This window comes from Pseudooceanicola lipolyticus, assembly GCF_002786325.1.
Taxonomy (GTDB): domain Bacteria; phylum Pseudomonadota; class Alphaproteobacteria; order Rhodobacterales; family Rhodobacteraceae; genus Pseudooceanicola_C; species Pseudooceanicola_C lipolyticus.
This window is the reverse complement of record NZ_PGTB01000002.1, coordinates 128,238-154,786: the sequence shown is the minus strand read 5'-3', so window position 1 is coordinate 154,786 and position 26,549 is coordinate 128,238. Positions and strand designations below refer to the sequence as shown.

General features: G+C 60.5%; 25 protein-coding genes and 1 pseudogene. 6 read left to right on the top strand and 20 right to left on the bottom strand.

What is annotated here, in order from left to right; translation table 11 throughout:
• Position 1 precedes the first annotated feature (1 nt).
• The gene (locus CVM52_RS01935; RefSeq protein ID WP_071974356.1) at positions 2 to 808 is read right to left on the bottom strand and encodes an ABC transporter substrate-binding protein; all 807 of its coding nucleotides are present in this window, start codon (positions 806 to 808) and stop codon (positions 2 to 4) included.
• Between the two features lie 249 nt (positions 809 to 1,057).
• Here CVM52_RS01935 and CVM52_RS27935 point away from each other — a divergent pair, with 249 nt between their 5' ends.
• Together CVM52_RS27935 and CVM52_RS27930 are read left to right on the top strand one after the other, a co-directional pair.
• Positions 1,058 to 1,582, top strand: a complete 525-nt coding sequence (locus CVM52_RS27935; RefSeq protein WP_250637868.1) for a CoA transferase — start codon at positions 1,058 to 1,060, stop codon at positions 1,580 to 1,582.
• A pseudogene (locus CVM52_RS27930) lies at positions 1,557 to 2,243 on the top strand (CoA transferase). The gene CVM52_RS27935 and the pseudogene CVM52_RS27930 overlap by 26 nt, the downstream one beginning before the upstream one ends.
• Positions 2,244 to 2,339: 96 nt before the next feature.
• Here the strand turns inward: CVM52_RS27930 and CVM52_RS01925 are convergent.
• From CVM52_RS01925 to CVM52_RS01910, 4 genes are all read right to left on the bottom strand, one after another.
• A complete protein-coding gene (locus CVM52_RS01925) occupies positions 2,340 to 2,519 on the bottom strand; it encodes an SDR family oxidoreductase (RefSeq protein WP_027264377.1) in 180 nt (59 codons plus the stop codon).
• A 395-nt stretch (positions 2,520 to 2,914) separates the two neighbouring features.
• Entirely contained in the window at positions 2,915 to 3,961 is a 1,047-nt protein-coding gene (locus tag CVM52_RS01920) for a TRAP transporter substrate-binding protein (RefSeq protein WP_036051585.1), read from the bottom strand.
• A 62-nt stretch (positions 3,962 to 4,023) separates the two neighbouring features.
• Complete coding sequence (locus CVM52_RS01915) at positions 4,024 to 5,310, bottom strand: TRAP transporter large permease (RefSeq protein WP_027264380.1); 1,287 nt, start codon at positions 5,308 to 5,310, stop codon at positions 4,024 to 4,026.
• Positions 5,307 to 5,900 (bottom strand): TRAP transporter small permease, encoded by a 594-nt coding sequence (locus tag CVM52_RS01910; RefSeq protein WP_083545805.1) that lies wholly within the window; start codon positions 5,898 to 5,900, stop codon positions 5,307 to 5,309. Before CVM52_RS01910 ends, CVM52_RS01915 begins: the two co-directional genes overlap by 4 nt.
• 227 nt (positions 5,901 to 6,127) lie before the next feature.
• On the opposite strand from CVM52_RS01910, the gene CVM52_RS01905 reads away from it, so the two are divergent.
• From CVM52_RS01905 to CVM52_RS01895, 3 genes are read left to right on the top strand one after another with little or no spacing between them, the layout of a single operon-like run.
• Positions 6,128 to 7,378, top strand: a complete 1,251-nt coding sequence (locus CVM52_RS01905; protein WP_051372697.1) for a CaiB/BaiF CoA transferase family protein — start codon at positions 6,128 to 6,130, stop codon at positions 7,376 to 7,378.
• Positions 7,375 to 8,250 (top strand): GntR family transcriptional regulator, encoded by an 876-nt coding sequence (locus CVM52_RS01900; RefSeq protein ID WP_027264381.1) that lies wholly within the window; start codon positions 7,375 to 7,377, stop codon positions 8,248 to 8,250. The genes CVM52_RS01905 and CVM52_RS01900 overlap by 4 nt, the downstream gene beginning before the upstream one ends.
• A gap of 4 nt (positions 8,251 to 8,254) precedes the next feature.
• On the top strand, positions 8,255 to 9,418 hold the full coding sequence (locus CVM52_RS01895; RefSeq protein WP_027264382.1) for an acyl-CoA dehydrogenase family protein: 1,164 nt from the start codon (positions 8,255 to 8,257) through the stop codon (positions 9,416 to 9,418).
• Between the two features lie 84 nt (positions 9,419 to 9,502).
• Here CVM52_RS01895 and CVM52_RS01890 read toward each other — a convergent pair whose 3' ends face one another.
• Genes CVM52_RS01890 through CVM52_RS01880 form a run of 3 tightly spaced genes read right to left on the bottom strand, consistent with a single transcriptional unit; the run spans position 9,503 to position 12,798 of the window.
• Positions 9,503 to 10,669 (bottom strand): acyl-CoA dehydrogenase family protein, encoded by a 1,167-nt coding sequence (locus tag CVM52_RS01890; RefSeq protein ID WP_036051588.1) that lies wholly within the window; start codon positions 10,667 to 10,669, stop codon positions 9,503 to 9,505.
• 16 nt (positions 10,670 to 10,685) lie between these two features.
• Positions 10,686 to 11,924 carry a thiolase family protein gene (locus tag CVM52_RS01885; protein ID WP_027264384.1) on the bottom strand — a complete coding sequence of 413 codons (1,239 nt, stop codon included), beginning with the start codon at positions 11,922 to 11,924 and terminating at the stop codon, positions 10,686 to 10,688.
• 16 nt (positions 11,925 to 11,940) lie between these two features.
• A complete protein-coding gene (locus CVM52_RS01880) occupies positions 11,941 to 12,798 on the bottom strand; it encodes an enoyl-CoA hydratase/isomerase family protein (protein WP_240620826.1) in 858 nt (285 codons plus the stop codon).
• Positions 12,799 to 12,842: 44 nt separating this feature from the next.
• On the opposite strand from CVM52_RS01880, the gene CVM52_RS01875 reads away from it, so the two are divergent.
• A complete protein-coding gene (locus CVM52_RS01875) occupies positions 12,843 to 13,946 on the top strand; it encodes a CaiB/BaiF CoA transferase family protein (RefSeq protein ID WP_240620825.1) in 1,104 nt (367 codons plus the stop codon).
• Positions 13,947 to 13,971: 25 nt separating this feature from the next.
• On the opposite strand, the gene CVM52_RS01870 is transcribed toward CVM52_RS01875, so the two are convergent.
• The 12 genes from CVM52_RS01870 to CVM52_RS01815 form a co-directional block, all read right to left on the bottom strand.
• Positions 13,972 to 14,760, bottom strand: a complete 789-nt coding sequence (locus CVM52_RS01870; RefSeq protein WP_028288590.1) for an SDR family NAD(P)-dependent oxidoreductase — start codon at positions 14,758 to 14,760, stop codon at positions 13,972 to 13,974.
• A gap of 13 nt (positions 14,761 to 14,773) precedes the next feature.
• The gene (locus CVM52_RS01865) at positions 14,774 to 15,565 is read right to left on the bottom strand and encodes an ABC transporter ATP-binding protein (RefSeq protein WP_028288589.1); all 792 of its coding nucleotides are present in this window, start codon (positions 15,563 to 15,565) and stop codon (positions 14,774 to 14,776) included.
• Between the two features lie 61 nt (positions 15,566 to 15,626).
• A complete protein-coding gene (locus CVM52_RS01860; protein WP_051630972.1) occupies positions 15,627 to 16,865 on the bottom strand; it encodes an ABC transporter substrate-binding protein in 1,239 nt (412 codons plus the stop codon).
• 34 nt (positions 16,866 to 16,899) lie between these two features.
• Positions 16,900 to 17,952, bottom strand: a complete 1,053-nt coding sequence (locus CVM52_RS01855) for a branched-chain amino acid ABC transporter permease (protein WP_100160973.1) — start codon at positions 17,950 to 17,952, stop codon at positions 16,900 to 16,902.
• A gap of 3 nt (positions 17,953 to 17,955) precedes the next feature.
• Positions 17,956 to 18,840 (bottom strand): branched-chain amino acid ABC transporter permease, encoded by an 885-nt coding sequence (locus CVM52_RS01850; RefSeq protein ID WP_028288586.1) that lies wholly within the window; start codon positions 18,838 to 18,840, stop codon positions 17,956 to 17,958.
• Between the two features lie 15 nt (positions 18,841 to 18,855).
• A complete protein-coding gene (locus CVM52_RS01845; protein ID WP_240620824.1) occupies positions 18,856 to 20,811 on the bottom strand; it encodes an AMP-binding protein in 1,956 nt (651 codons plus the stop codon).
• A 46-nt stretch (positions 20,812 to 20,857) separates the two neighbouring features.
• A complete protein-coding gene (locus CVM52_RS01840; protein WP_028288584.1) occupies positions 20,858 to 21,637 on the bottom strand; it encodes an ABC transporter ATP-binding protein in 780 nt (259 codons plus the stop codon).
• 211 nt (positions 21,638 to 21,848) lie between these two features.
• Positions 21,849 to 22,688 (bottom strand): HTD2 family dehydratase, encoded by an 840-nt coding sequence (locus CVM52_RS01835; protein WP_100160971.1) that lies wholly within the window; start codon positions 22,686 to 22,688, stop codon positions 21,849 to 21,851.
• 11 nt (positions 22,689 to 22,699) lie between these two features.
• Positions 22,700 to 23,863 (bottom strand): acyl-CoA dehydrogenase family protein, encoded by a 1,164-nt coding sequence (locus CVM52_RS01830; RefSeq protein ID WP_100160970.1) that lies wholly within the window; start codon positions 23,861 to 23,863, stop codon positions 22,700 to 22,702.
• Between the two features lie 3 nt (positions 23,864 to 23,866).
• Positions 23,867 to 24,661, bottom strand: a complete 795-nt coding sequence (locus CVM52_RS01825) for a citryl-CoA lyase (RefSeq protein WP_100160969.1) — start codon at positions 24,659 to 24,661, stop codon at positions 23,867 to 23,869.
• Complete coding sequence (locus CVM52_RS01820) at positions 24,661 to 25,575, bottom strand: SDR family NAD(P)-dependent oxidoreductase (protein ID WP_100160968.1); 915 nt, start codon at positions 25,573 to 25,575, stop codon at positions 24,661 to 24,663. The genes CVM52_RS01825 and CVM52_RS01820 overlap by 1 nt, the downstream gene beginning before the upstream one ends.
• Before the next feature lie 12 nt (positions 25,576 to 25,587).
• Positions 25,588 to 26,547, bottom strand: coding sequence for a hydroxymethylglutaryl-CoA lyase (locus CVM52_RS01815; protein ID WP_027264398.1), 960 nt, complete (start codon positions 26,545 to 26,547; stop codon positions 25,588 to 25,590).
• Positions 26,548 to 26,549: the final 2 nt, after the last annotated feature.

The following is a 26,549-nucleotide window of genomic DNA, read 5'->3' as shown; positions in this document are numbered from 1 at the left end:
GTTACTCGTAAGCCTTCACAAAACGCTGGGCGCGGTCCATGTCGGGATTTAAGTAGTCCACCGTGCTGAGATTGACGTCCTCGACGAAGCCCCTGTCCACCAGTTGCGGGGTGCGCACATCAACCGGACCGCCACTGATTCCGACAATGTAGGGCTTGAAGTCATGCTGCTGCATTGCCTGGAGCTTGGTCACCACATCTTCGGTGTAGCCGGCCCAGATCACCATGTTGGCACTCGATGTCTGCACCCGCTTGACCGGCGGCAGAAGGTTGCGATCGCTGCGCGAATACGGCGCGCTGGCGGCGATCTCGATGCCCCGCTCCTCCAGCAGAACTTCGATCCGCTCGATGGTTCCGGCGCCGCGCGGGCTGTCTTCATAAAGCAACGCCGGGACGACGTCGCCTTGCGTCATCAGGTGTTCGAAGAATTCCACGACCGTGGCCGCCTCGGTATCGGCTGTGATCTGATCGGAGAAATACCATTTGTAACCGCGCTCGAGGAGCTCGGCCGACACCGCCGGCGAGTTCAGGTGAGGAACCCGCGCCTGCTCGGCGAACTGCGCCGCAGCCGATGTGCCTGCGCTGATCTCGCAGCCAAGGATGACCGGAGCCCGCTCGAGGCGGGTCAACCGCTCCATCACCTGGCGCACCACCCCGGGATTGCCCTGTGTGTCGTAAAGTTGGATCTTCAGCGGCCGACCGGCGACGCCGCCATCGGCGTTGATGTGCTCAAGGGCAACTGCGATCCCCTTTTGCGCATCCTGTCCGGTCACGGCGATCGCTCCCGACATGGCGACGATCGCCGGCATCACGATTTCTTCGGCTTAGGTGTTTGATCCCACGGTTTAATGGTGTGATCCTTTCGCAGGAATGGAAGGAGGCCCTATGGGACAAGTTCGTCACGGAAGCGCCACGACCACGCGCGCCGTCAGAACAGCAATACAGCGATCGCAAGCTTCGCTCGCGGCGCTGCGCCCTTGGGTCGCGGGTCGACTGACCGCCAGACTACGGCGCGCATTGCTGACTCGAAGGGTGCGATACCGCAAAGGGAAAAGAAAATGGACAGTCAGCCGCAGCAGCCAGCCGAGGGGGACGGACCGCTTGCGGGTTACAGGGTGCTTGATCTTTCGGTCAACGTGCTTGGACCGGTGGCGATCCAGATCCTCGGCGACATGGGGGCCGACGTCATCAAGATCGAGTCACCCGACGGCAACTACACACGCCAGGTGGGACCGTCGCGCAACCCGAAGATGGGGGCACTGTTCCTCAATACAAACCGCAACAAACGCTCGGTCGTGCTCGACCTGAAGAAACCCGACGCGCGGGCCGCGCTCCTTGATCTGGTGCGTTCCGCGGACGTGCTGGTGCATTCGATACGCCCCGGCGCCGCCGAACGGCTGGGCGTCGACTACGAGGCGATCCGCGCGGTCAATTCCCGCATCATTCATGCCTCGTCTTCTGGCTTCCGGCTGGATGGTGAGCGCCGCGACTGGCTTGCTTTCGACGATGTGATCCAGGGCGCCAGCGGCGTAGCCGGGATGATGGCCCGGGCCACCGATGAGCCGCGCTATTACCCACGGTAATCGCCGACAACTATGCGGTTACATCCAGGCATCGTCCATCGCGATGGCCTTCGTCTGGCGCGAGCGCACCGGCCACGGGCAGCAGGTAAACGTGCCGATGATGGATGCGATGGTCAACTTCAATCTGATCGAGCATCTCTGGGGCGCAACGCTCGACCGGCCCGATCTGGGCATGGGTTACAGCCGGGTATTCTCGCCCCATCATCGGCCTTATCCAACGCAGGACGGGCACATCTGTGTGATGGCGGCGATGGACAACCAGTGGCTGCGTCTCTTCGACGCCATAGGCCGGCCCGAGCTGCGCGACGATCCACGATTTGCCACAGCAGAGTTGCGCACCGATCACATTGACTAGTTATATTGGTTCCTCGCCGAGGCAATCGCGGGGAATACAACCGCCGAGTGGCGCCGCCGGTTCGACGCGGCCGACGTGCCGAATGGACCGGCCAACAGCCTGGAGGATCTGCTGGTTGATCCCTATCTGGTTCAAACCGGGTATTTCGAGCGCCACGAGCACCCGACAGAGGGCGCCGTCGTGACGCTCCGGATACCGGTCCAGTTCTCGGACAGCCCCGGCCGGGTGCGCCGGCTGCCACCGCGGCTGGGCGAGCACACGGAGGAGGTTCTGTCCGAAATCCGCCTTCCGCGCGCCGACGCCTGACGGAACCAGGCCAGGCGGGCAGCCGGTGCCCGGCTGGCCAGGATCGGTTCGCGGCCAACCGGACCCGCCTGTCCCAAGCTTCCGGCTCCGCCCATTTTACTGCGCGGTATAGCCGCCATCGACCACCATTTCGGATCCGGTCATATAGGATGCCTCGTCGGACGCCAGAAACGGCACCGCCCCGGCTACTTCTTCCGGTTGGGCCGGGCGCTGCATGATCGTTGTCCCAAGTATATCCTTCTGACCGTCCGGGTCAGCCAGTCTGAAAGGAACCATCGCCGGAATCAAATGTGCGGAAGATCCTGTACGTTATCCATCCAGGATTTCTTTCGAGATGGTCATTCATGCGTCCTTTCGATGAAGCATGGACCGGATCAGTCATACACAAAAGGTCGGACACTCTCGCTGCCGCCCATCTGCGCCATATCGCCGAAACCCAATTCGCCCGCGCCGTTCGCGCATCAACTCGTCGCCGAGATCGGGACCGGCGAGGCGCATCTACGCCAGATCAATGTGGCCGAACGTATGCACGGCTCGCCCGGACTTCAGCTGCATAACGGACGACCAGGCTGAGTGTCGAAGGGCAGGATTCAGATGCACCCACCGGCTGACTTCTGCGCGTTTTTGGTGGCCTGGCCCGACACAGGAGCCGGGCCGACCACGATCTGGTATCAGTTCCTTTTCAGCGCGGACCGGAAGGCTTCCAGGATCTCGGTTCCGGGCTTGCCTTGGGCATCGAGTTGCTCGGCCCATTCGGACCCAACCGTCGACAGGATCTGGTTCAGCTTTTCGACATCTCCGGCGGGCAGGTCAACGAAGGTCACGCCCGCCTCGGCGATCTGCTGCTTGACTTCAAGGTTCTGGCGGTCGGCAGTTTCGCATCCTTCCCTAGTCAAATCTTCGCCGATCTCGGTGATCGCCTGCTGGACGTCTTCGGGCAGACTGTCCCACTTTTCCTGCCTGATCACGTAGGTCGCGACAAAGGAACCAAAGTTCATCCCCTGCGTACCCCAGTCAAGGAATGTTTCCATTCCGTAAGGGGTGACACTGGGATAGGGGAAGAGCCCGGCGTCGATCGTCCCGCGCGACAGCGCCTCGCGCACTTCGGGCGCCGGCATCTGCACCGGCACGCCGCCGATTTTCTGGACGGTCAGGTCAAGCGCGCCGCCAGTGCTGCGGATCTTCAGGCCGTCCATGCTGTCCAAACCGGTGATCTCACGGCTCGACGTCAGCAGGTTGTAGGGCGGCAGCACCATCGCCATCAGCAGGCGCACGCCGTTCGGCGCGAATTCGGCCTGGTCTAGCGCGCCGCCGGGCTTGGCGATCTCCCAATAGGCCATCGTGCCCTCACACGACGTCGAAAACGCCTCGGGCAACTGCCCGACCGCCGAAAGGGGCATCTTGTCGCTGACATAGGAGGGGCCGACATAGCCGATATCGGTCACGCCGGTCTGGGTCAGCGAGAGCAGGTCCTTGGCCTTGCCGAGTTGCTGAGCCGGGAAGTACGCGAACTCGGTTTTCCCGGTCCGCTCGCTCACCCGTTCCATGAAAGGTTCGATCAGGCTCTGGGCAATGTAATGGCCGGTGGGCAGGCTGTCGGCCGCGCGCAGTTCGATCTCCTGCGCTGCAACCGGCTGCACGGCGAGCGGTAGCAAGGCAACGCTCAGGGCCCAGCCCGCTGTCCGTAAGGGCGATGGGAATTTGGATATTCTGGTCATGATTTCATTCTCCTCCTGTCTTTTAGGGTTATGGACTGGCGCTATTGCGCAGGCCGACGTCGTCAGTTCATTGTCGAGGGCAGCCACAGCACCAGCACGGGAAATGCAGTGAGCAACGCGATCACCAGCAAATGCGCCAGAACATGCGGAAACGTCCCGCGAAAGATTTCGCCCAAGGGTCGCCGGGTATATCGGGCCACCACAAAGACATTCATGCCCAGCGGCGGAGTGACCATGCCGACCTCGGCCGTCACCACGACGATCACCCCGAACCAGATCGGGTCGAAGCCCAGCGACAGGACCAGCGGCAAAAGCACCGGCACCGTCAGGATGAGGATGGCGATCTGGTCCATGAAGGCACCCAGAAAGACGTAGATGATCAGGATCACCACCATCACCCCCATCGGCGAAATACCAAGGCCGCCGATCCATTGGGTCAAATCGTTGGTCACCCGCGTGAGGGTGAAGAAATAGCCAAAGATATGCGCGCCGAGGATCACGAAAAGGATCATGCAGGTGGTCTGCGCCGCCCGTCTCAGGCAACCCCAGGCTTGGCTGAATCCCAGTTTGCGCTCGTGCAGCGCCAGCAGCATCGCGCCGAAGGCGCCGATCCCCGATGCCTCGGTCGGCGTGGCAATGCCCGAGTAGATCGTGCCGGTGACGGCCAGGAACAGCAGCAGCATTGGCCCGACACGCGACAGCGACGCAAATTTATCGCGAAAGCTGTAAGGCTGGCCGGCAGGCGCGACCGAGGGATCAATCCGCACCAGAACCGCGACCGTGGCCATGATGGTCAGAGCGACCAGAATCCCCGGTATCACCCCCGCCACCAGCAGCTGTCCGACCGAGACATCGGCAATGATCCCATAGAGAATCAGCGCCACAGATGGCGGAATCAACATCGCCAGTGTGCCCGAAATCGCCACGACGCCGCTGGCCAGCTTGGGGTCGTAGCCTTCGTCGATCATCGCCGGGATCGAAGTGGATGCCAGCGTTGCCGCCGCTGCCGTGCTCGACCCCGAGATCGCGCCAAAGCCCGCCCCGGCTACCGCGGTAGCCATGGCCAGGCCGCCGCGGAGACGGCCGACCCAAATGGTTGCAGCGCGAAAGAGATCTTGCGCCACGCCCGAGATGATCACGAATTCGGCCATCAGGATGAACATCGGGATGGTGATGATTTCGTAGGAATTCGCGGTACTTAGGGGTGCAGTCTTCAGGATGCCGCCCAGTACCGCCATGCCGCCGAACAGATAGAGCCCTACAGACCCCGAAATCGCCATTGCCAAGGCCACCGGCAGCCCGATCACAAGCAGCCCGGCCAGAAGCGCAATTACCAGAGCCACCGTCACAGGACGTCCTCCCCTTGGAGCGCGGTGGTCTCGGGCGGGGGCGGCATTTCAACCAGATCGTGGCGCGAGAAGATGGAAAACGCGTGCCCGACCACCCGGTAGATCAGGCGCAGCGTCAGCAGCGCGGTGCCAATCAGGACGACCAGATAGGCCGGCCAGGTCAGCCATGGGACCAGCGCGGCGATCCGGTCCTGCCCGGCATAGGCGCTCTGGAAGCGGCCCCAGGCCTCGAACGCGATCAGCGCCATGACAACTGCCCCTGCAGCATAGCCCACCGCCTGCCCCAGATGGCGAACCCGTCGCGGAAGTATGTTTTGGAACAGATCGATTGCCACGTGCCCGTGATGATGGAGTGTGTCGGGCAGCATCAGGAAGAATACCGTGACCACAAGGTAGAGACCGATCAGGTCGTAGGACCAGCCCAGTGGCATCGAAAGCGCGTAGCGCATCGCAACATCCACGACCACGATCAGCATGATCACCGCCAGTGCGACACAGGCCAGCGCCGCAAACCCGGTCTCTAGCACGGCCAGCCCCCGCGAAACGGCCAACAGGCCGCGCGCGCCCCCCCTTTTCTTCGGCGGTTCCATTGCGGCCACCCCCCCCCTTTTTTTTGGCGCTATTTCGGGCCATTTCCATCGGCGATTTCCACGCCGGAAACGAGCCGCCTTAGCCTCATTGTGGCGCCAAACTTAGCAAGGCCCCCTTGCATGTCAACGCTCCCCGTGCAAAAAAACTAGCAATACAGTCTTTTAGTCTTTTGTAGCGTGCGGTCGGTGCAGCCGATCCGGTGCCGGGGGGGGGAATCATGTTTCAAATGCTCGACGGGGTGCGCGTGGTAGAGCTGGGCCATATTCTCCTGGCCCCCTACGCCACCCAGTTCCTGGGCGATTTCGGCGCTGATGTGATCAAGGTCGAAGCGCCGGAAGGCGACTATTATCGGCGCCTCGGCGCCTCGCGCGTGCCGGGTATGACCGCTCAGTGGATGGCGGTGAACCGGAACAAACGCAGCATTGCGCTTGATCTCAAATCCCCCGAAGGGCGTGCGGCGCTGCTGGAGATGCTGAGTCAGGCGGACATCGTGGTTCACAATATGCGAGTGCCTGCGATCGAGCGGCTGGGTCTTGGATATGACGCCGTGCGGGAGGTCAATCCGCGCATCGTCTACTGCGCCGCGATCGGGTTCGGGCAGGACGGGCCCTATGCCGACTTGCCCGCCTTCGATGACCTGATTCAGGCCCGGTCGGGTCTGGCCGAGGCCAACGGGCGCAACGCAGGTGCCCCCGCCTTTGTGCCGATGGTGGCCGCCGACAAGATCACCGGGCTGGCGCTGGGTCAGGCGATGCTGGCCGGCCTGTTCCGGCAGCGCACCACCGGCGAAGGGTGCTACATCGAAACGCCGATGTTCGAAACGATGATATCGGTGATGTTGAGCCAGCATTTCAACGGGGCGGCCTTCCGGCCTCCGGAAGGCGGGTTCGGCTATGCGCGGGTCATGAGTCCATTCCGCAAACCAGCGCAAACCAGCGACGGTTTCATCGCGCACGGGATCTACAAATTCGATCAATGGCAGCGGTTTCTGCGTGCTGTGGGTCGCGACGACGTGGCCGACGGCCCCATGATGACCGACGCGGCGACCGCACAGCGGCATTTTCCCGAACTCTATGAACTTGTTGTAACGCATATCCTGCCGCAGCGGACCACCGCAGAGTGGCAGGCGCTGTTCGATGCCCTCGATATTCCCAATGCCCCAGTGATGGCGATGGAGGACCTGCCCGACGATCCGCATGTCCGCGCCGTTGGCCTGATAGAAGATTATGACCATCCCCAGCAGGGGCCGATGCGCCGGGTCCGAAGCCCTTATACGATGCGCGGCGTCGAGATGGGCCCCGATCTTCCGGCACCTGCCCTTGGCGCACAGGGCACGGCGATCCTGGAAGAGTTCGGCTTCTCACCGGAAAGGGTTGCTCAACTGATAAAGGCCGGTGTCGTTGTGCAACCCGAGCAGGACTCGTCGGTAAACGACGGTCTGACAGGAGCGGTGCCTCGGTCCGGCGACCAGCCTTGAGCGGCACCCGGACCACCGGCGTCGGCCACTGTCCCCGCCCGGAGGAAGGCTCGGCCAGGGAACTGCTTCGGCAGCGTGACGGCATCCCCTTGTATCTCAAGCTCGCAAGCCTATTTCGCGAAAAGATTCGCTGCGGCGATTGGCCCATACACAGCCAGTTGCCAACCCTTCCGGCCCTGCGCGACGAATACGGCCTGGCGCGCGAAACCGTCCGCCAGGCTCTTGGGGTTCTGCGCAATGAGGGCATGATCGACAGCACGCGCGGACTGGGCACCTTCGTGACTGCGGCGGCCGAGGAGAGCGAGCCACGTGCGCCCGCCTACGATCCGCTGACGCTCGGGGCACAGGTGCGTATAGATATATTGTCGCGTGCGCCCTGTAAGGAGCTTCCCGATCTTGGCCGCGACCTGACGGGGATGGAAACGCCGCTGGTTCATGTGCGCAAGCGCCATCACGCCGGGCAGCAGCCGTATTCGCTGGTCGATCTGTGGCTGCCGCAACGCTATTTCGAGATGCTGCCCGAGGGCGCTGACGAAACGCAGCTATATTCGCAACTGCTGCGCGACCACACCGGCATGACGGATCTGTCGGGCGACCAGATCATCACCATCGTTCGGGCCGACATCGCCACCGCGCACCTGTTGGGCATCACCCTCAGCGAGCCGGTGGCCCATGTGGTCTCGCGCTTGTTCGATCCCGAAGGCCGCCCGGTCATGGCTCACCTCGTGCAGATCCGCAGCGACGTCTTTTCCGCCGAGCGCCAGTTCGGCAATCTCGCCACAGGAGATCCCGGCTCCTGGCGCCCGCATATGGCGGAACCCGCCCCGCCCGAGCATTCGGGCGAACCACACCCACGTCAGAAGAAGGAGTGATCGCATGGATTTCGATCTCACCGAAGAGCAACGGGCCATCCGCGACGCGGTGGCCAGGATCTGCTCGCGTTTCGACGATGCCTACTGGCTGGAACGCGAACGAACCGGGACCTTCCCCGAAGATTTTGCGGCCGAGATCGCAAAGGGCGGTTTCTATGGCGTCACGATGGAAGAGCAGTATGGCGGATCGGGCCTGGGTATCACAGAGGCATCGCTGGTCATGCAGGAGATCGGGCGTTACGGCGCGGCGGCCAGTTCCGCGGTGCATATCAATATCTTTGGGCTGCAACCGGTGGTCGGCTTCGGCACCGACGAACAGAAGGCTCGAATGCTGCCGCCTCTGATCCGCGGAGAGCACCGCTCCTGCTTCGGCGTAACCGAACCGGACGCCGGCCTTGATACCACGCATATCTCGACCTTTGCGCGCCGACGCGAAGACGGTGGGTATGTGGTCAACGGGCGCAAGGTCTGGACCTCGACCGCACAGCGCGCAGATCACATCCTGCTGGTGACCCGGACCACGCCCATCGAGGACTGCGAGCGACCGACCGACGGCATGTCAGTGTTCTACACCGATTTCGACCGCAGCAAGATCGACGTGCATGAAATTGCCAAGATGGGCCGCAAGGCGGTCGACTCCAACGCTATCTTCATTGATGGGCTGGAGGTGCCCGAAGAGGACCGCATCGGCGCGGAAGGTGAGGGTTTCAAGGTCCTGCTCCACGGGCTGAATGCCGAGCGGATCATTGTCGCCGCGGCTGCGGTCGGGTTTGGGATGTACGTACTGGAAAAGGCGGCCGCCTATGCGCGCGAACGCGTCGTCTTCGACCGTCCAATCGGCCAGAACCAGGCGATCCAGCATCCGCTGGCCTCGGTGTGGATGCGCCTTCAGGCGGCGGAACTGATGACCTACAAAGCCGCCACGCTTTACGATCAGGGCAAGCCCTGCGGGCTGGAGGCCAATACCGCGCGCAACCTCGCCGGCTCGGCGGCCTACGAAGCGGCATTCCGCGCGGTGCGCACCCACGGCGGCTTTGGCTTCGCGCAGGAATACCACGTCGAGCGTTACTTTCGCGAAAGCGTACTGAACTTCATCGCGCCGGTCAGCGAGGAGTTGATCCTCTCCTACGTGGCCGAGAAGGCATTGGGGATGCCCAAGTCCTACTGACTCTTCGCCCGTATCGCGATCACTCCGGGTCGTGCCCACCCTCGACGCTGACGAGCGCCGACGGTGGGGCGGCCAAGGCCCTTTTCAGAACGCGTTAAGCCCGGTCAGGTTGCGCCCGATGACCAGTTTTTGGATTTCGGTGGTGCCATCGGGAATCGGCATGACCTTTGCATTGCGGAAGTGCCGTTCAACGGGGAACTCTTTGGTGATGCCGTTGCCGCCGTGGATCTGCACCGCTTTGCCGGCGATTTCGACGGCCATTTCGGTTGCATACCATTTCGCCATCGAGGTCTGGGTGTCACAGCGCACGCCCAGGTCCAGAAGTTGCAGCCCGCGCTGGCACAACAGGCGCGCGGCATCCAGGTGCGTGGCCATGTCGGCCAGGTAGCCTTGAATCAACTGGTGCCCGCCGATCGGCTTACCATGTTGTTGGCGATCCTGCGCATATTTGACGGCACATTCCAACGCCGCCTGCGCTATGCCAATGCTCGTCAGGCCGACAAACACGCGAGCGCTCTCAAACAGTTTCAATGTCTGGAACAGGCCGCCGCCTGCATTACCCAGAACATGGTCAGCGCTGGTTTCGGCACGGTCGAAAAACAATTCGCAGGTCGATGCACCGACAAGCCCCAGCTTGCGCAATTCGCGGCTCTCGTAGTTGCCGGTATCGCGGTCGACGATGACCATGGAAATACCGTCGTCCAGATTGCAGACAACGATGGCGAAATCCGACTGGGCCCCATTGGAAATCCAGAGCTTCTGGCCAGTGACGAAAATCTTATCGCCCTCGCGGTCCGCACGTGTCTTGACCTCGCGTACGTTCGAACCGACCTCTGGTTCGGAAATACAGGTGGCACAGATCCGTTCGCTGCGCAGGAGCGGCTTCAGATAGGCCTCTTTCTGCGCCACATTTCCCAAGAGGTTGACCGCGAACACGGCATGACCCTGAATCAGCACCGCGATTGCCAGATCGGCCCATATCCGGGCCAGTTCCTCGTATAGGATGCCATAGGTCATGCGGTCGATTCCGGCACCGCCGTCCTCTTCGGGGATCAGGCCGCTGATCAGCCCGAATTCCTCGACCTTGGCGAACAGGGACTTCAGGGTTTTCGCATCGGGGGGGTGGCCGAGGTTCTCGTATTTCTCGGCCAGCGGCGCGAACTCTGCCTCGGCCATCTTGCGGAAGTTTTCCAGCAACATGCGTTGCTCATCTGTATAGATTGCCTGAGCGGCGGCGATCACGTTTTCCATGGTTCGTCTCCTTGTTTCAACGGCCCAGAATGGTGACGCAGGCGGCCGCTTCTTCTACCCCGTGCAACCCCCCGCCGTTTTCGGCGATGGCGTTCTTTGCCCCTTCGACCTGACGCGCGCCAGCTTCGCCGCGTAGTTGCGTGACCAGTTCGAAAACCTGCCCTATCCCTGTGGCACCGACCGGGTGGCCCTTGGATTCCAACCCGCCCGAGGGGTTCACCGGAATGCGTCCACCGATCTTTGTCTCGCCGCGCAGACTGGCGGGACCGCCCTCGCCGAATTCGACAAATCCGAGGTTCTCGATCTGGATCACTTCGCCCACGGCCGTGGCGTCATGCACTTCGGCCACCGATATATCCTCGGGGCCGATCCCGGCCTGTTCATAGGCCTCAAGCGCGGCAAGCCGGGTCAGGTGGTTCTTGTAATCTTCCGGCGGACGATCGGTGCCCGAGCGCAGGATCGCGGCCTTGACCTTGATCGCGCGCGCGGGATCTAGGCCCAGACGTTTTATCCCCTCGCCGGTGCATAAAACGGCCGCAGCGGCCCCGTCCGAGATCGGGGCGCACATCGGCAGGGTCAGCGGATAGGTGATCGGCGGCGCGGCCAATACCCGATCGACGCTCATGGCTTCTCGGTATTGCGCCAGTGGATTATGCACGGAATGCGCATGGTTCTTGGCGGCGACGGCGGCGAACTGTTCCTGAGTTGTGCCAAAGGTCTTCATGTGCAGCCGGGCGAAGCCTGCGTAGACATCCATGAACACGCTGTAGGGCTTGGGCGATTTCGATCCTTCGGGTTCCTCGACCCCTGCACCCAGATCGGCCAGCCGTTGCGCGACCTCTTCGCTGTTGCTGACGTCCCAGCCGCTGTCGAAGGCCGAAAACATCAACGCACGGTCGTCAGAATACATCTTTTCGGCGCCCACGGCGAGACAGCAGTCGCCATTGCCGGCCTTGAGGAAATCGACTGCCAGTTTGAACCCGGTCGAGGCGCTGGCGCAGGCGTTTTCGACATTCACCACCGGAATGCCCTGAATGCCCATTTCACGCAGCGCGATTTCGCCGCGGATCATGTGCTGGCCCTCCATGTGGCCCTGCACCGCGTTCGAGAAGAATGCGCCGTCGATACGATCTGCCGTCACTCGGGCATCGGAAAGCGCGGCGGCGACGGCCTCGCCGGTCATGTCCTTGATGGTTTTGTCCCGGAACTTTCCGAACGGCGTCATCCCGATGCCAACGATGTAAATGTCCTGCATCGTTTGTCCTCCTGACCTAGTATCCGCGAAACTGCGGTTTTCGTTTTTCATTGAACGCCGACAGACCCTCGTGCATGTCCCAGGATCGCATGTGCGCGCGCAGGTTCAGCATCTCTTCGGAAAGCGCGGCGGTTTCGTCCACGTCCAGCGACCGATTGGAAACCGTCTTCATGCGGCGTAAGACCGCCGGGCTTTTTTCTGCCAGCCTGTCGGTAAAGGCCTGCACCGCTTGTCGCAGGTCTTCGTCCGCGATGACCTTGTTCACCAGTCCCCAGTCCATCATGTCCCGTGCCGAAACGTTCTCGCCCGAGAACAGCAGGTATTTCGCGCGGTTCAGGCCAATCCTACGCGGCAGGATCGCCGCACCGCCGGCCCCGGGAAAGACGCCAAAGTTGGAATGTGCGTCGCCCAGTTGCGCGCTTTCGGCGGCAAAGACCAGATCGCAGGCCATCACCATTTCCAAACCGCCCGCCATCGCCAGCCCGTTCACTGCGGCGATCACCGGTTTCGGGCCATGTCGCATCAGCCCAAACGTGTGATCGACAAGATCCAGAAGATCCGGCTCGCCTGGTGCATGTTTGGCGCCAGCAACTTCTTTCAGATCGGCACCGGCGCAGAATGCCCGGCCAGAGCCGGTCAGGACAATTGTACGCACCCCATCGTCGGCCAGCGCCGATTCCAGTGCTGCCGCCATCTCGCGCAGCATCTGCGTTGACATTGCGTTGAGCTGTTCGGTGCGCTGGAAGGTAATCCATTCAGTTTTTGCGACCCGCTCAACGAATAGCGTCTGCTTTGCTTCACTCATGCTAAGCTCCTGATAATTATACATATTATTGGTTTTTCGCCTTGTCTTTTGCGGCGATTTGCGCTGCACTCGGGCGGACCCGCACGTGGAAAACAAAAGAGCTGGAGATTGATATGAGCACTGCACCCCTGGCCGGCCTGAAAATTCTCAGCCTTGCCGAACAGTTTCCCGGTCCCTATGCCACAATGCTGTTGTCCGACATGGGAGCCGAGGTGATCATGATCGAACGACCGGGTGTCGGCGATCCGGCCCGGCAATTTCCGCCCTTGTTCCGGGCACTGAACCGAGGCAAGCGCAGCGTTGCGTTGGATCTGAAATCGGCCGAGGGGCTGGCACGGTTTCGCGAACTGGCCAAGGAATCGGATGTCATCGTCGAAGGGTTCCGCCCTGGCAAGCTTGCGGCCTTGGGTGCCGGTTTCGAGGACATGCGTAGTGTCAACTCGCGGCTGGTTTATGTATCGATTTCGGGTTACGGGCAGGACGGCCCCTATCGTGACAGGGCTGGCCATGACCTGAGCTATGAAGGGGTTGGCGGTTTGCTGGCCGATCAGGCCGATGCAAAGCAGCCCGGCCCTGTGCCGCCGATCCCCCTTGCGGATGTTGGCGCGGCGTTGTTCGCGGCGATCGCAATCCTGTCGGCGGTGGTGTCGAGCCAGCGCACAGGGCAGGGGCGTTACGTGGACGTGTCCATGACGGATGCGGTGGTTTCGATGTTGACCGCATTCCTCGTTCCCGCCGCCAATGGAGCACCGCTGGGCGAATTTATCGCCGAGCCGGGCTATGGCGTGTTCACCTGCAAAGACGGCAAGCTCTTGACCTTGTCCATCGCGCATGAGGACTGGTTCTGGAAACCGTTCTGCGATGTGATCAACAGGGCGGATCTTGCGCCGTTGACAGGCCGCGACCGTGTCGCCCGCAAGGCCGCGCTGCGCGAAGAAATCGCGGCGATTTTGGTCAACAAGACGCGCGCCGAATGGGGCGACCTTCTGGATAAGGCGGGGGTGCCATGGGGTCCGGTCAATTCCCTGGTCGAAACGTTGGACGACCCCCATGTGCGTGCGCGCCAGCTGCTGCGCAAGATTACGCATGACGGCGGCAAGGCCGAGACTTTTATTGTCCAGCCGTTGAAATTCGATGGTTTCGAAACCGCGATACCGGATCTGCCCCCCGAGCTCGGGGCAGATAATGACAGCGTTTTTTCGGACAGCTCCAACTAGAGGCGGCAGCCGTCCGATGGCGGCTCTAGCAGGCAAAAGAATACCCGCCATTCACCGGATAAGTTTGACCGGTGATCCAGCTGGCAGCATCCGAGCAGAGGAACAGGATCATTCCGGCGGGGTCTTCCGGCTCGCCCAGACGGCGGATCACGTATTGCGACAATGCCCGCTTCTCGGTCTCTGCATCCGGGATCAGGTCGGCGACAGCCGGAGTTCTTGTGCCCCCCAAGGCGACGCAATTCGCGGTGATCCCGAACCGACCACCGGCTTTTGCAATTGCCCGCATGAAGCCGGCCGCGCCGGCCTTGGCGCCGGAGTAGACCGCCAGATGCGGCTCGCCCACGCGGCCCGCGTCGGAGATGACCGTCACGATGCGCCCATAGCCGCCCTTGACCATCAGGGGCATTGCGTGACGGGTGCAGTTCAACACGCCGTCGAAATTGGTCGCCATCCAGCGCTTCCATTCCGATGGGTCTGAGTCCCAGAAGGGCACCAGATCATCGAGCCGCGAGGTCGGCCCCGCGTTCCCGGCGTTGTTGACCAGGATATCCACGCCGCCGAACGCGGATTGCGCCTCGGCGAAAGCTGCGCCGACCGCCTCGAAGTTCGAGACGTCAAAGGCGATTGGCAATGCCTTGGCGCCAGCTGCTTCAACTTCTGCGGCAACGCTTTCCGCCCGATCGGCGTGAAAATCATTGATCACAACAGCGCCTGCGCCATGTTCCGCCAGATAAAGCGCGACCTGCCGGCCCACGCCCTGTCCGGCGCCGGTCACCAGCGCGGTGCGGCCCTTGATATCCAGGATGGTGCTCATGAATTCCTTCTCCTCAGCCCAGCCATCTCTTCCGGCGGCGATAGTGTTTGATATCTCGATAGCTTTTGCGCTCGCCCGATGCGGTGACGCCGAGATAGAATTCCTTGATGTCCTCGTTGTCAGCGAGCTTGTCGGCAGGGCCGTCCATCACGATCCGGCCGTTCTCCATCACATAGGCATAGTCGGCGATCGATAGCGCCGCGGCGCTGTTTTGTTCGACCAGGAAGAAGGTCGTGCCTTCTGACTTGAGCTGCTTGAGCACTTCATAAACATCCCGGATCATCATCGGGGCCAATCCCAACGACGGTTCGTCGATCGCGATGATCTTGGGGCTGGCCATCATGGCCCGGCCGATCAGCAGCAGTTGTTGTTCGCCACCAGACATGAAGCCAGAGGTGCGGTTGCGCAGGTCCGCAAGCCGGGGCATCAAGGTGTAAACATGGTCCAGGCGCTTTTTCAGCTCGGCGGAGTTGGGCACCATGTGCCCGCCGACGATCAGGTTTTGCTCTGACGTCAGATGCCGCAAAACGCGCCGCCCTTCCATCACATGGATGAGACCGTTCTTCACGACTTCCGAGGCTTCCATGTTCTGAATGGGAGTTCCGTCCAGAACGATGGACCCCGCCGAAACGGTTCCATCCTCGGATTTGAGCGTTCCCGAGATGGCTTTAAGCGTCGTGCTTTTTCCTGCGCCATTGCCACCGAGCAGAGCAACACATTGTCCCGCACGGACTGTCATGGACACGCCTTTGAGCGCCAGGATGACGTCGGAATATGTCACCTCTACGTTGTTGAGTTCCAGCATGGTCATATTGCCCGGGGCTAAGGATCAGAACGGGCGCCGCGACTGCGGCGCCCGGATTAATTCACCATTTCTCAACTTGCGGAACGTCGACACCCGTTGCCGCGATGGTGATTTTCCCATCTTTGACGGTGCCCACATTCACTTTGAGGCCTTCCAATGGGAACGGTGCTTCTGGCGTAAAGGACAAGGTCGGCAGGAACCCATGGGTTTCTTCGGTGGTGATCGGTTTGGCAAAAAGCGCCTCACGTACCATCTCTCCGGTCAGGCCCTCGGCGCCGTTCGCCTCGATCGCGTGATCGATCACGGTCACGGTATAGAGACCCTGAGATACGCCCATTGCGGTCACTACGTTCCAAGGTGCTTCGAGTCCGTAATCGGCAACCAATGTCTCGTAGAATTGTCGCGCGGGAGTGTCCTCATCGGCCGCAATCGCCATGCCGTAGGCTTCAAAGTCCCCCTCCATTTGCTCAAGCCCGCCAAGCGCGCCACCCGAGGCTGGAAGCCCGTTATGCGAACTCATCATGATCGGGATGTTCGCCCCGTTGGCCTGCAGCCCACGTTTCGCGGCAACCACGATAGAGGTGTTCGTTTGGATTACCAGCGCCTCGGCCCCGGCTCGTACAACGCGGCGCATTTGCCCCGTCAGATCGGTGGGTTGAACTTCGGTATAGATGACCTCGACGAGGTCGATCTCCTCGGGGTGCTCTTCGGCATAGAGTTCAAGGCCCTTTGCCATGTCGACATAGGCAGGCGATGCTTCGGAGGCGAGGATCGCAACCTTGAGCGGTTCGTCTCCTCCGCGCTGTTCACGCATCCAGTTTAGAAAGCCGACACTTTCGTGCGAATAGGTCGGGCGTGGGTTGAAAATCCAGGCATCCGGTTGCCAGGCAAAACCGTAGGCCGCTGTGGCCATGAACATCGGGATTTTGTCTTCCGGCAGGCGTTCGGAAAGGGCCGCGACGTCAGGCCCGCCGAGGCCGACAACCGCAATCGGGTCCAGTTCCGATTTGATCCCGGGCCAGAGACTTGCCACCTGTGCCGCGTCATAGCGGGTTTCGTAGTTTTTGTAGTTCAGCGTGACGCCAAGTTCCTTGCCGCGGGTTTCATTCCACCAGGTGAACACAGCTTCGCGTCCGCCTGCCAGGATGGGCATGATGTCAGCATAAGGGCCGGAAAAGTCCGACAGCAGGGCCAGATTATAGGTCTCTTCGGCCTGCGCCTTCAAAGGCATGGTCGCCGCGGCCGCCAAGGCAGCCGCTGCCAGTAAGCCGCGAAGACCTCGATTCGATTGGTAAGTCATATTCTTCCTCCCAGGTTTAGAGCCGCTCTATTTCTCAGTAAGGAAACGGCCAGATACGGTATGACGACTTCAGGATGTTCCAGCGGTGCATCAGCCCCTTGGGTTCGAGGATCATAAACAATGCGATCACGCCGCCAAGAACGACATTCATGCCAGCGAACACGATGTCACCGCCAAGGAATGATACCGAGTCGGCGATATTGGGGCCGACCGTCGCGATAATTTCCTGGATGATGCGGATAATGAAGACGCCGATCAGGGCCCCCACGATTGAACCCATCCCGCCGACGATGATCATCGCGACGAAGAAGATAGAGTGAAACAGGGTGAACTGGTCTACCCCCACGAAGCGGATCAGATAGGCCCAAAGCGCCCCGCCGACGCCCGCATAGAAAGCGCCGATCAGGAAGGCATTTGCCTTTGTGGCCGCGACATTGATCCCCATTATACCCGCGGCCACGTCATCATCCCTGACCGCCACGAAGGCACGGCCGAAGCGTGACCGAACGATCCCGAACGCGCCCGCCACCATGATCGCGGACACGGCGAAATTCAGATAGAACTGCGAAGATTCGCTGACAAATCGCAGCCCGAAAAGCTCGGCCGGGGGCACGGTGATACCGTTCGATCCACCCAGCCAGGTTGACGGCAGGTTCAATACGGCAAAGTGGAACAGGAACTGAGCTGCAATCGTGGTCAGTGCCAGATAGAACCCCTTGATCCGCGCCGCGGTCAAGCCAAAGAGAAAGCCGAACAGCGCAGCCGAGAGCCCGGCCAGAGGAATGGTCAGCAGAAACGTAAGGCCGGTCTTCGAGGCCAGTATCGAGGCCGTATAGGCGCCGACCCCCATGAACGCCGCCTGACCCAGGTTGATCTGGCCCGCATAGCCGGTGCAGATCTGAAGCCCGACGGCGATGACGGCGCTGATCATCATCATATTCAGGATAGCGATGATACGGCTGCTCACCAGGTAAGGCGCCAACAGCAGTAGAGCCATGAATACGACGAGGGCCAGAAACTGCCAGCGCGTTCGGATCAAACGTCTGTCACTGCGATAGCTTGTCGGGAATACGCCAGAAGGATCCATGGATTACACCCGTTCGATTGTGCGCCAGCCGAACAGGCCGGTCGGCCGGATCAGCAGAATGGCAAGCATTATGATATATGGAACGACACTGCCGAGCGAGCCACCGATCAACGGATCAAGGTAGTTGGTGGTCAAGCTCTGCGCGATGCCGATGATTATTCCTGCCAGGATAAGCCCGCCGATGGATTCCAGCCCGGCAAAGAGCGCCACTGGCAGGGCCGCGAACCCGATATCCGAGGCCAGGAAGGTCAGCGATTTGCCGCTGAGAAAGATCATCGCACCAATTGTGGACAGGATTGCCCCGAGAACCCAGGCAACGGCAATCGAGCCTTTCACCGAAATGCCCATCGAGGAAGCTACGACGTGGTCCTCCGCCACAGCGGTCATACGGAGGCCGGACCGGGTCCGGTTGAAGAACCACGACAGGCCGACGGCCGCGACAATGGTGATGATCCCACCTATCAGGAGGTTCATCGGGATCAACATATCGCCGAGGAACAAGGGTTTCAGCGGAAAAATGATCGGGAAGGGTCTTACCGCGGGACCGAACACAAGCAGCACCAAACCGCGCAGCAGGATCAAAAGGCCGACGGTGACCATGACCATCGAGAAAACCGATTCACCGATCAGCTTTGTCAGGAAAATCCGTTCGATTGCGTACCCGACCAGCCCGGCCAGAACCAGCGAAAGGGGTATCGACAACCAAAGGCTAAGCCCCGCTTGCATCGTTGTGAACCAGACGATGAACCCGCCGATGATCACCAGTTCGCCCTGCGCGAAGTTGAACACCTTGCTGGCGCGGTAAATCACAACAAAGCCCATGGCCACCAGCGAATACAGAAGGCCGATCAAAGCCCCGGTAATGATGTCATTGATGAAATAGACCATTGTCGCCGACCTCCTTTAAGATTTGGACTGCCGCTTGGCAGCCTTCGATGCGTTTTCAACATCCGACACGCGAACCGTGGTCTTGAGAACGCCTTGACGGCCGTCCTGATAGGTCACAGCGATTTCGAGATCTGTCTCGTCATCGCCAGCATAGATCGCCTCGACGAGCTTGGCATACCGTTCCTCCAGAAAGGCCCGGCGAAGCTTTCGGCTGCGGGTCAACTCGCCTTCATCCGGGTCGAGTTCCTTGGGAAAATTCGCAAAACGTGCCACGCGCGAGCCTTCGGGCAGGAGCGCATTGATGCGCGCCACTTCGCCTTTGATAAGGTCCAGAACTTCGGGTTTCTGCGAGAGATCGGTGTAGGTCGAAAAGCTGATCTTGTTCTCTTCCGCCCAACGCCCGAGAACTTCCATATCGATATTGATAAGCGCGCTGACGAAGCTCCGGGTTTCGTCGCCCAAGGTCATGAGATCCTTGATGAAGGGGCTATACCGCAACCGCGTTTCGATGAATTGCGGCGGATAGCTGTGCCCATTTGCCAGGCGGCGCATATCCTTGACACGGTCAAAGAACAAAAGCTCGCCGTCGTCGGTCATCGACACCGCGTCACCGGTCTTGTACCAACCGTCTTCGGTCAATTCCTCTGCGGTCTTTTCGGGCTTGCCGTGATAGCCACCGAAGCCCGATCCGCCACGCACCTGAAGCTCCCCTTCGTCCGAGACCCTGTATTCCAGCGGTTCGCCGTAGTTCGTGTTGCTTTGCATCCAGCTGCCGCTGGTTTCCAGCTGATAGCTTTCGCCGACATGCGCGGTCAGAAGGCCGATTTCGGTCGCGCCATACACGTTGCGCAGCTTAACCCCCATCGCGTGGAACATACGAAAGACGTCAGGTGCCATCAGGGCGCCGCCGCTCATTGCGTTTTTGGCCTTACCAAGGCCAAGATTGTCGCGCAGGTGATGCAGCACCAGAGCTTCGGCAAAGGGAAGCTGCAGGCGTGCGGCAAGGCTGGGGCTACGCCCCTCCAGCCGTTCCACATAAACGTCGTGGCCGACCTTCATGCCCCAGTTGTACATCGCATTGCGGATTTTGCCCGCCCCCAGCATCCGGGCCTGAACGATGGAGGCGAGATTTTCCCACTGGCGCGGGCTGAACACCAGTGCGTCGACCGCCAGTTCGCGAATGTTGGTCAGTACGTCTTCAGGGCCTTCGGGGAAATTGACGACCATGGGCGCGATCAAACCGATCGACAGGCCGAAAATCTGTTCCGTGACCCAGGCCGGCGAAATGTAGGTCAGGTATTCGGTGCCCGGCGCGATTTCGATTGCCCCCATCACCCGCGAGCAATTGTCGAACAGGTAGCGATGGCTGATGACAACGCCCTTGGGTTTTCCCGTGGTACCCGAGGTATAGGACAGCAAGGCGGTATCGTCCGCCCGTCCACGTTTTACGTGTTCTTCAAATCTGGCGGGTTCCTTGGCGTGGATCTGACGCCCTGCCGCGCTCACACTTTCAAACGAATGCAACAGGGGATGATCATAGCCCCACAGACCGGAATCGTCCCAGTAAACGACCGCCAGGGCGCCCGAGTACTTGCCCGCAATCTCGATGCATTTATCGACCTGCTCCTGATCCTGCGCCAGAAAAATCCGCGTTTGCGAGTCTTCGGCCAGATACAGAATCTCTTCAGCGTTTTGATCCGGATAGACAGACAGGACTTTGCCGCCTAACGACTGGACGGCGTATTCAGCCCAGAAATGTTCGGGTTCGTTTTCGCCGATCATCATGACGGATTCGCCAGCCGACAAGCCCAGGTTCTCCAACCCGAGAGCCAGGGCGCGAACCCTATCAAGAACATCGGCCCAGGTGAATTCACGCCAGATGCCCAGGCGCTTGTGCCGTTCGGCGAGGTTGGTCGGTGTGGATGTCGCTCGCGCGAGCAAAACCTGCGGCAGGGTTTCGATATGTGTCACTGCTGGGTCCGAAAAGACCATTGCTGTCCGTTGTTTGACCATGCCGCTACCCCAGATATGCCTTTATGACAGCCGGGTCCTTCTGGATTTCTTCCGGGGTGCCTTCGGCGATGACCCGCCCGAAATCCAGCACCACGATCCGGTCGGCAAGGTCCATCACGACGCCCATGTCGTGCTCCACCAGAACTACCGGAATCTTGCGCGCCTCGCGCACATCGAGAATGAAGCGCGCCAGGTCTTCTTTTTCCTCCGAGTTCATGCCGGCCATCGGTTCATCCATCAGCAGGATCGACGGTTCCTGCGCCAATGCACGGCCCAGATCGACACGCTTGCGCAACCCATACCCCAACGTGCCCACGGGCCGGTTGCGGATTGCCTCGATCTCGAGAAAATCGATGATCTCCTCTGCGGCTTCACGATGTTCCGATTCCTCGCGCATCACGGGACCGAACTGGAAAAAAGCCTGGACTACATTCGATTTCATCAGCATGTGGCGGCCGATCATAATGTTTTCCACCACCGTCTGCCCGGCAAAAAGATGGGTGCCCTGAAACGTCCGCGCCAGACCGCGCCGGGCGATCTGGTCAACACGCAGGCCGGTCACGTCCTGCCCGGACAATTCGACACGGCCCTTCTGCGGACGGTAGAAGCCCGCAGTCACGTTCAGAAGTGATGTTTTTCCGGCTCCGTTCGGTCCGATAATTGCAAGCAATTCATCGTCGGCCACAGAAATGCTCACATCGTCGAGCGCCGTCACACCGCCAAATTTCAAAGTTGCACCACGCACCGCAAGCGGTGAGGATACGTGCCCGTTATTCGTGGTCATGTTGCGGCCCGTGCTTTTGCCCCACACCTCATGGAGGCGCGCATAGCCTGACCGCACGGTTTTTCGTTGGTTACGAGTTTTCCTCGCATTGTTCCTCCTCCCACCTCTAAATTCAGAGGTTTGCCTGGTTTATTTACCAAGTCTCTCCGCGAAGCCTAACAGATGTTAGAAAAATTGGTCAACAACTGAATTCGCTACCGAAGAAGACCGATCAGACGGCCGCGTACTCTGCGGAAAAGCTTCGAAGACCTTTTTGATCCTGACACCAGACTGTCCCGGAGGTGCCGGTCCCTTCATTGTGCAGTTGCAATTCGCAGGGCAGGGTGAGTGGCGCGAGGCCACGGAACGAAAACCGGTGGGGCGATGTTTTCAACGCACCCGCCGCCAGATTCAGAAGCAGCGTGGCCTGCAATGGGCCATGCACAACAAGTCCGGAATAGGCTTCGGTTTCGGTGGCGTAGACGTAATCATAGTGAATGCGATGGGCATTGAACGTCAGCGCCGAATAGCGAAACAGAAGAACAGGATCCGGTGTCAGCGTCGATCTAAGCGTGTTGGGGTCACCCGCGTCAGCTGCGCTCTCGCCCGTGCGGGGGGTGGAAATCTCACGATAAACGATCGTTTGCTGCTCCCGGATACAAAGCCGGTTGCCACTCAGATACTCATGTTCGACGGTCACAAAGACCAATGGTCCACTACGGCCCTGCTTGGCCACAATATTCCTGATCGAAGAGCGTCGGGTGATGGTTTCGCCGATTTTCAGCGGCGCGATATGCGTAACATCGCCGCCGGCCCACATCCGGGCGGGCAGCGGAACAGGGGGCAGAAATCCACCCCTCGCGGCATGGCCGTCTTCTGACAGGGCGGTCGCTGGCACGGTATCAAGGGCAAGGCACCAATGAATTCCCAGCGGGACATCGCCCGCTCCGTCCCAAAGATGCGGACCGAGCGTGGCGCGGAATTTGTCGATCAGCCCGTGCGTCAGAACATCTTCCTTGGTCTCGGTGCGTCCCAGCCAGGGCGCCAGCGCGTCAAGGTCGATCTCACCCATAATCCTAGCCTTCAGAACGATCTTGGCATGCCGAGGATATGTTCTCCGACATATGACAGGATCAGGTTGGTCGAGATCGGGGCGACCTGATAGAGGCGCGCCTCGCGAAACTTGCGCTCAACATCGTACTCCCGTGCGAAACCGAAGCCGCCGTGGGTCTGGATGCAGGCATTGGCCGCTTCCCAGCTGGCTTCCGAAGCCAGCAGCTTGGCCATGTTCGCCTGTGCACCACAATCCAGTCCGGCATCGAACCGCCTGCAGGCTTCAAAGCGCATCAGATTGGCGGCCTCGATGTTCACATAGGACCTGGCGATAGGGAATTGCACACCTTGGTTCTGGCCGATGGGACGGTCAAAGACCACGCGGTCGCCGGCATAGGCGCGGGCCTTGTCAACGAACCAGTATCCATCACCGATGCATTCCGCCGCGATCAGGGTCCGCTCCGCGTTCAGACCGTCTAGGATATGATAGAAGCCACGCCCCTCGGTGCCAATCAGGTTCTCGGCGGGGATTTCGAGGTTGTCGAAGAACACTTCATTGGTTTCGTGGCCGGGCATGTTGGCGATGGGGCGGACCTCCATGCCATTGCCGATGGCCTCTTTAAGATCGACCATGAAGATCGACAGTCCCTGGGATTTCTTCTTGACCTCTTTCAGCGGCGTGGTGCGCGCCAGCAGGATCATCAGGTCAGAATGCTGGATACGGCTGATCCAGACCTTCTGGCCATTGATCTCATACCGGTCACCCTTCTTGACCGCGGTGGTCTTCAGTTTGGTGGTGTCGGTCCCGGTTGTCGGTTCGGTCACGGCCATGGATTGCAGGCGCAACGCGCCGCTGGCGATGCCGGGCAGGTATGTCTGCTTTTGCTCATCCGAACCATGTCGCAGAAGCGTGCCCATGTTATACATCTGCCCGTGGCAATGGCCCGCGTTTCCGCCGCAGCGGTTCACCTCCTCCATGATGATCGAGGCTTCCGTCAGGCCCAGACCCGAGCCGCCGTATTCCTCGGGGATCATTGCGGCAAGCCAGCCCTCGCGGGTCAGCGCATCGACGAATTCCTCGGGGTAGGTTTCGTCTTCGCCGAACTTGCGATGATACTCTGGCGGAAACTGCGCGCAAAGTGCGCGCAAGGCATCGCGCAGATCGGTGTGAGTGTCTGGGGCTGACGTCTGCATCGTTCAAGCCGCTCCCGGGCCGGAGGTTTCGAGGATTTCCTCTTCGGCGCGCTGCCACAATTCATAGGAGATCGGGTTTTCGCTCTCTTCGAGGATATGACCGACCAGGCCGATGGCGCGCGCCATGACGCCAAAGCCCCGCACGATCTTCCAGGGAAAGCCGAATTCACAGCAGATCGCTCCGATCGCACCAGTGGCGTTAATCGGCAGCATCTTACCCGATTTTTCTTCGGCAACGGCCTGAATTTTCTGGATCAACTCGATGTATTCACCGGACTTGCCGTTCTCGGCAGCGATCTGGAACAGGCGCGGGGTGCGCGGATCGACCGGTTTGTGCACCGGATGTCCGAGCCCCGGCACGATCATCTTGCGGGCGCGGAATTTTTCTACCGTCTCGACGGCCAGCGCATCCAGATCGACACCGGTGCCCAACTTGTCCTGTGGCAGTGCCTCGTAAAGCATTTTCGAGGCACCTTCCATAGAACCGACAAAGACGGTGCCCAGCCCACACAAGCCAGCCGCCACAGCCGCCTGAAGCGATTCCGGCGCCCCCATATAGGTCATCCGCGCCGCCAGGGCCGAGGGCGTGATACCATGTTCGACCAGGGTAATGACGATGGCGTTGAACACCCGGCTTTCCTCGGGTGTGGCCTTGCGGCCCGTCAGTTGCAGGAACGCCAGATCGCCGAGGTTCATGTGGCCCAGGATCTCGTTGGGCAGGTCGAGGCCACGCACGCTGATCTTGTCAGGGGTGCTCCAGGCAATGCTGGAGCTGATTTTTTCTTTGCGTTTTCCCATTAGACCGGATCCCATGAAAAGACATCCGCCGAAACTTCGAGCGGCGTGAACTGCGATTTGAGCGCGGGAATGGCGCGATCGGCGATTTCATCGGCGGTCCAGCCATCACCGGAATGAACCGACCGCACCGGGCGGGGCTGGTTGAACAGGAAGATCTCGTTCTTGCGAACCGCAAAGATCTGTCCTGACACGTCAGCCGCGCGGTCGCTCATCAGGAAACAGGCCATCGGTGCAACCTTGGCCGGTGTCATCTCCTTGATCTTTTCGACCCGTGCCACCTGTTCCGGGGTGTCTGTCTTGATCGACGAGATCATCCGGCTCCAGGCGAAGGGCGCGATGCAGTTTGACCGCACGTTCCAGCGCTTGAGATCAAGCGCAACAGATTTTGAGAAGGCCGCGATGCCCAGCTTCGCGGCAGAGTAGTTCGCCTGGGCAAAATTGCCGATCAGCCCCGAGGTCGAGGTCATGTGCACGAGCGTGCCGCTTTCCTGTTCGCGGAAATAGTCGGCGGCCGCGCGGCTGGTATTGAAGGCACCATAAAGATGGACCTTCACCACCGCGTCGAAATCCTCATAGGTCATCTTGTGGAAGTAACCGTCGCGCAGAATGCCGGCGTTGTTTACCACCGCGTCGATGCGACCGAATTCCTTGACCCCGGCTTCGATCATCGCGCGCGCGGCATCGGGATCGGTGACAGAGCCGCCATCGGCAATGGCATCGCCCCCAGCGGCCCTGATCTCTTCGACGACTTTCTGCGCCGCAGTTTCTGTCTGACCGGTGCCTTTCAGGGATGCGCCCAGATCATTGACCACCACGGCGGCGCCTTCGGTAGCTGCCATCAAGGCGATATCACGCCCGATCCCACCGCCAGCCCCGGTGACCAGAACGACCTTTCCGTCAAGTGCTTTTGTCATCTTCTTGCTCCCTCAGCGTGACTTGCGGTATTTGTCCAACCCGCCGGTGTGCATGACCCGGCCCATGAGCGGCACACCGATGATCTCTTCTGCTTTGACCGCCGCTGCGATCAGCTTGTCCAGATCAATGCCGGTTTCGATGCCGAGCTCGTGACACAGGAACACTGCATCCTCGGTGCAGACATTTCCTGCGGCGCGCGCGTGGCCGTGGCCCGCGAAAGGACAGCCGCCAAGACCGGCGACGGAGCTTTCGAACATGTCCACGCCCATCGACAGGGCCGCATAAACGTTGGCGATCCCCAGCCCACGTGTGTCATGGATGTGCATACCGATGCGCGCCTCGGGCGCCAATTCGCGCAGGGCGCCGATCATCCGTTTGACCGCCTCGGGGTTTCCCCAACCCATGGTGTCGGCGACCACGAGGATCGGCACGGGGATGTTCTCTTCTTCGCATAGCTGAAGGATAAAGCGGAAATCGTCCAAGATGCGTTCTTGGGGGATGGGGCCCTCGAGGTTGCAGCCGAAAGCGGTCATCACATAGGCCGCGTCGACGGTATATCCCTCTTCCTTGTAAAGACGGACCCAGTCACGTTGTTTTTCCCGCATCTCGGCCGAGGAACAATTGTTGTTCGATTGGGCGAATGCTTCGGAAGGATAGAACAGCAGACGCGGGTCGATATCGACCTCATGCGCGGTCAGGGCCTTGCGAAACCCTTTGTCGTTCAGCCACAGCGATGTGTAGTTCACGCCCGGTTTGCGCTTGATACGCTGGAACAACTCGCCGGTGTCCGCCATCTGAGGAACGTATTTCGGGCTGACAAAGCTGCCGACCTGAATGCGTTTCAAGCCGGTTTCGCTGAGCATGTCGATCAGTTCGATCCGCTCTTCGATCGGGTAAATCTTCTTTTCGATCTGAAAACCCTCACGCGGGCCTTCTTCACGAAATTCTACGAATTTGGGAAAGTCGCTCATTT

Excerpts from the sequence above, each read along its gene's own strand:
- CVM52_RS01895 (WP_027264382.1), top strand. The coding sequence starts at position 8,255 with ATGGATTTCGATCTCACCGAAGAGCAACGGGCCATCCGCGACGCGGTG.
- CVM52_RS01870 (WP_028288590.1), bottom strand. The coding sequence starts at position 14,760 with ATGAGCACCATCCTGGATATCAAGGGCCGCACCGCGCTGGTGACCGGC.
- CVM52_RS01835 (WP_100160971.1), bottom strand. The coding sequence starts at position 22,688 with ATGGGTGAGATCGACCTTGACGCGCTGGCGCCCTGGCTGGGACGCACC.
- CVM52_RS01840 (WP_028288584.1), bottom strand. The coding sequence starts at position 21,637 with ATGACCACGAATAACGGGCACGTATCCTCACCGCTTGCGGTGCGTGGT.
- CVM52_RS27935 (WP_250637868.1), top strand. The coding sequence starts at position 1,058 with ATGGACAGTCAGCCGCAGCAGCCAGCCGAGGGGGACGGACCGCTTGCG.
- CVM52_RS01920 (WP_036051585.1), bottom strand. The coding sequence starts at position 3,961 with ATGACCAGAATATCCAAATTCCCATCGCCCTTACGGACAGCGGGCTGG.
- CVM52_RS01935 (WP_071974356.1), bottom strand. The coding sequence starts at position 808 with ATGCCGGCGATCGTCGCCATGTCGGGAGCGATCGCCGTGACCGGACAG.
- CVM52_RS01855 (WP_100160973.1), bottom strand. The coding sequence starts at position 17,952 with ATGGATCCTTCTGGCGTATTCCCGACAAGCTATCGCAGTGACAGACGT.
- CVM52_RS01890 (WP_036051588.1), bottom strand. The coding sequence starts at position 10,669 with ATGGAAAACGTGATCGCCGCCGCTCAGGCAATCTATACAGATGAGCAA.
- CVM52_RS01850 (WP_028288586.1), bottom strand. The coding sequence starts at position 18,840 with ATGGTCTATTTCATCAATGACATCATTACCGGGGCTTTGATCGGCCTT.
- CVM52_RS01875 (WP_240620825.1), top strand. The coding sequence starts at position 12,843 with ATGAGCACTGCACCCCTGGCCGGCCTGAAAATTCTCAGCCTTGCCGAA.
- CVM52_RS01860 (WP_051630972.1), bottom strand. The coding sequence starts at position 16,865 with ATGACTTACCAATCGAATCGAGGTCTTCGCGGCTTACTGGCAGCGGCT.
- CVM52_RS01865 (WP_028288589.1), bottom strand. The coding sequence starts at position 15,565 with ATGCTGGAACTCAACAACGTAGAGGTGACATATTCCGACGTCATCCTG.
- CVM52_RS01885 (WP_027264384.1), bottom strand. The coding sequence starts at position 11,924 with ATGCAGGACATTTACATCGTTGGCATCGGGATGACGCCGTTCGGAAAG.
- CVM52_RS01905 (WP_051372697.1), top strand. The coding sequence starts at position 6,128 with ATGCTCGACGGGGTGCGCGTGGTAGAGCTGGGCCATATTCTCCTGGCC.
- CVM52_RS01815 (WP_027264398.1), bottom strand. The coding sequence starts at position 26,547 with ATGAGCGACTTTCCCAAATTCGTAGAATTTCGTGAAGAAGGCCCGCGT.
- CVM52_RS01830 (WP_100160970.1), bottom strand. The coding sequence starts at position 23,863 with ATGCAGACGTCAGCCCCAGACACTCACACCGATCTGCGCGATGCCTTG.
- CVM52_RS01925 (WP_027264377.1), bottom strand. The coding sequence starts at position 2,519 with ATGGTTCCTTTCAGACTGGCTGACCCGGACGGTCAGAAGGATATACTT.
- CVM52_RS01825 (WP_100160969.1), bottom strand. The coding sequence starts at position 24,661 with ATGGGAAAACGCAAAGAAAAAATCAGCTCCAGCATTGCCTGGAGCACC.
- CVM52_RS01910 (WP_083545805.1), bottom strand. The coding sequence starts at position 5,900 with ATGGAACCGCCGAAGAAAAGGGGGGGCGCGCGCGGCCTGTTGGCCGTT.
- CVM52_RS01820 (WP_100160968.1), bottom strand. The coding sequence starts at position 25,575 with ATGACAAAAGCACTTGACGGAAAGGTCGTTCTGGTCACCGGGGCTGGC.